This is a genomic window from Paraburkholderia lycopersici (assembly GCF_900096975.1).
Lineage (GTDB): Bacteria > Pseudomonadota > Gammaproteobacteria > Burkholderiales > Burkholderiaceae > Paraburkholderia > Paraburkholderia lycopersici.
This window is the reverse complement of record NZ_FMYQ01000067.1, coordinates 1-2,676: the sequence shown is the minus strand read 5'-3', so window position 1 is coordinate 2,676 and position 2,676 is coordinate 1. Positions and strand designations below refer to the sequence as shown.

Genomic DNA, 2,676 nt, shown 5'->3' with positions numbered 1-2,676 from the left:
TGCCCGAAACCTTGGCCGGCCTGCACTTCGTCATTTTCGCCGTGCTTATGCTTGTCCACTTTGCAGCCCTTAACAATAGTGCCTAACACGCTCTAGCAATGCCAACGTTGTAGAACAGCGGATGGCAGCGTTTTGATAAAACGGGAGGTTCGCGCCCCATGTACCCAGGCTCCCGAGCACCTCGCCAATTTGCGCTAAACACAAGAGGCCTGCTTCTGATGGGCTCTGCTCAATTTAATGGGGCCACATTATCGAGGCTTTTGGACAATGGTCACTTTTTTCATATATTGCACTTATTGCATTTATGACTGCCATCAGCTAAGCTGGCTTACACATAAGCCAGCTTAGCTGATGGCACCAATTGCTTTTTGAGGGAAGTATTGAAATGAGAACCGTAGATCGATTCCGAGAGGTAACGCCTCCGCCGATGACGGAGCCCGAAATGGAAATGGCCCGCGTCGCGCAACGGTGCATCATGGAAGCACTAGATCACTCTCGCGCAGCCGAAATCACAGTCACAACCGACAAGGGAGAACTCCCATCTGTTGGTGTCCCACCGGCAGCATTGAAGCTCATTGGTCAATTACTAGGAGCAATGAGTGAAGGACGTTCGATTCTCCTCAGTCCCGCGAACCGAGAGTTCACCACAGTAGAGGCGGCCCATTTTCTTAACGTATCGCGCCCGTTTGTCATTAAGGAAATCGAAGCAGGAAAGTTGCGACATCGAATGGTCGGAACACACCGACGAATCGCTTTCGACGACCTAATCGCCTATCGGAACGATATGCGGGGCAAGCAAGAGGCTGCGCTTGAGCGCATGGCCGACGATGCTCGTGAATTAGGGCTGGATTACTGAGATGGCGGGCTACGCGCGCTATACAGCTCTGCTTGACGCATGTGTCCTATTCCCGCTCGCGACCACAGATGCGTTGATGAGTCTCGCGACTGCAGGATTCTTTGCAGCAAAATGGACACAGCAGATAGAGGCCGTGTGGATCGCAGCTTTGGAGGAGCATCGGCCAAACCTCAAGGGAAAACTCGAAATTCGGCGAAACTGTATGCGTGAGGCCGTGCCCGATTGGGAGGTGCCAAAAGCCGCGTGGACGCCTCTCATTGGAGGTTTCACGCTGCCTGACCCTAACGACAGGCATGTCCTTGCGGCCGCCATTGCTGGTCACGCGGATTGCATCGTGACAGCTAATCGTCGCGATTTCCCGGCCGAGATTGCGTCGGAATATGGGATCGAGATAGTTGACCCTGATCGATTCATTATTAATCAGTGGGATCTGGACTCACTCGGCGCTATGGGCGCGTTTAAGCAAATGCGCGCCCGGCGAAAAAAGCCCGAATCATCTGTTGAGGATTTCGCGCAGGCTTTCGAACGCAGCGGCCTTCCCTCAACCGCCCAACGCATACGCGATGCGTCAGATTTGATTTAGCCCTCCGCCGGGCGGCACAGGCATCCCAACGAAGTGGTTAGATGCGCGGCGTATTGCCTTATCTCTATTTGAGGCCACGGCAAACGAGCCCCATTTCCAAAATCTGACGAAGCAGCTCTAAGACCCTCCGCTTCCCCTCTCATCTGGACTCACATGGCCGTGCTCCGAGTCCGTTTTCCCGGTCATCAACCAGAAAGCATACTGCGGCCACACTCGACCAAGCGCCTCCAGCATTTCATCGTTCGCGCGTTGTCGTTCCCGGTCGAAATTTTTCCAGGTTGCGGTTCGTGTCGTCCTTGAACGAACGCCAGCATTTTGCGTGTACTGGAAATCGTTAAAGGAAGAGGAACCGACGCTGAAATCGAGCTGGTAATAACTTCCGTCGTCAATACCTCTACCGCCATTCGCCTGGGCAGAGTGACCAAGCTCGATTGTTATTCCAGACAACGTCGCATGCGACACCGAAGTAATCTGGTCGCTCAGAGCCGACAGGGCGGATGCTGTGGATTCAGCGTCTGCCTTCCTGGCCAGACCATCTCTTACCCACTGCCCCAAACCGACGATCGCCTGATTCAACCTGGTCAAATCAAAGTCCATAAAAGGAATCCTTACGTTAACTAAGCCATAGGATTCCCATTGAGCGACATAAAACCTGATTCGTCTCAAGTATCACCGTGATCGTGCGGCGTAATCGCACGACGCAACGGAGTGCTTTGCGGGCAGCTTTATCTCACAAATGGATGAGATTATTGAGATATGGAAAGCGGGGCTCGCACTGAGGCCTGACAATCTTTGACGGATTTTCAGCCTTTGTCCGATTGAATCGAGGCGCGCCGCACGTTATAAGCCATGAAGGGGGGAATAGCCTCGTGTCGGGGCCAGCGTTGCCTTTGCAGTCCTGCCATTCGGCATGGTCACAGCACGCTGCCGGAGCAAATGTCATTTCGGTTGCGCAGGCAGTATGCCGCATCGCGCCTTACAGGGTGAATGCCTTGACATGCGCGGCGCGAGCGAGCGTAGCACACCTTGCAAACTCTGACAGTGTGTTTTTGATCAAGGTCCTAGAATCGATCCCCGGAAAGCGAGAGTTCGCGCGAACAGACCTGCTATTGCGGCAGGACCGTCTGTTTTAGCTGTTCGTCTAGAGCGTGTTAGGCACTATTGTTAAGGGCTGCAAAGTGGACAAGCATAAGCACGGCGAAAATGACGAAGTGCAGGCCGGCCAAGGTTTCGGGCA

Annotated in this window: 3 protein-coding genes; 2 read left to right on the top strand and 1 reads right to left on the bottom strand. The window is 53.7% G+C overall.

The features are described from left to right. The first annotated feature begins 385 nt into the window (after positions 1-385). Both BLU17_RS31965 and BLU17_RS31960 read left to right on the top strand, forming a co-directional pair. A complete protein-coding gene (locus tag BLU17_RS31965) occupies positions 386-856 on the top strand; it encodes an excisionase family DNA-binding protein (protein ID WP_092006720.1) in 471 nt (156 codons plus the stop codon). A gap of 1 nt (position 857) precedes the next feature. Beyond that, entirely contained in the window at positions 858-1,439 is a 582-nt protein-coding gene (locus BLU17_RS31960) for a PIN domain-containing protein (protein WP_092006717.1), read from the top strand. A 117-nt stretch (positions 1,440-1,556) separates the two neighbouring features. Here BLU17_RS31960 and BLU17_RS31955 read toward each other — a convergent pair whose 3' ends face one another. Further along, positions 1,557-2,036 (bottom strand): hypothetical protein, encoded by a 480-nt coding sequence (locus BLU17_RS31955; protein ID WP_092006714.1) that lies wholly within the window; start codon positions 2,034-2,036, stop codon positions 1,557-1,559. Between the last annotated feature and the right edge of the window lie 640 nt (positions 2,037-2,676).

Excerpts from the sequence above, each read along its gene's own strand:
- BLU17_RS31965 (WP_092006720.1), top strand. The coding sequence starts at position 386 with ATGAGAACCGTAGATCGATTCCGAGAGGTAACGCCTCCGCCGATGACG.
- BLU17_RS31960 (WP_092006717.1), top strand. The coding sequence starts at position 858 with ATGGCGGGCTACGCGCGCTATACAGCTCTGCTTGACGCATGTGTCCTA.
- BLU17_RS31955 (WP_092006714.1), bottom strand. The coding sequence starts at position 2,036 with ATGGACTTTGATTTGACCAGGTTGAATCAGGCGATCGTCGGTTTGGGG.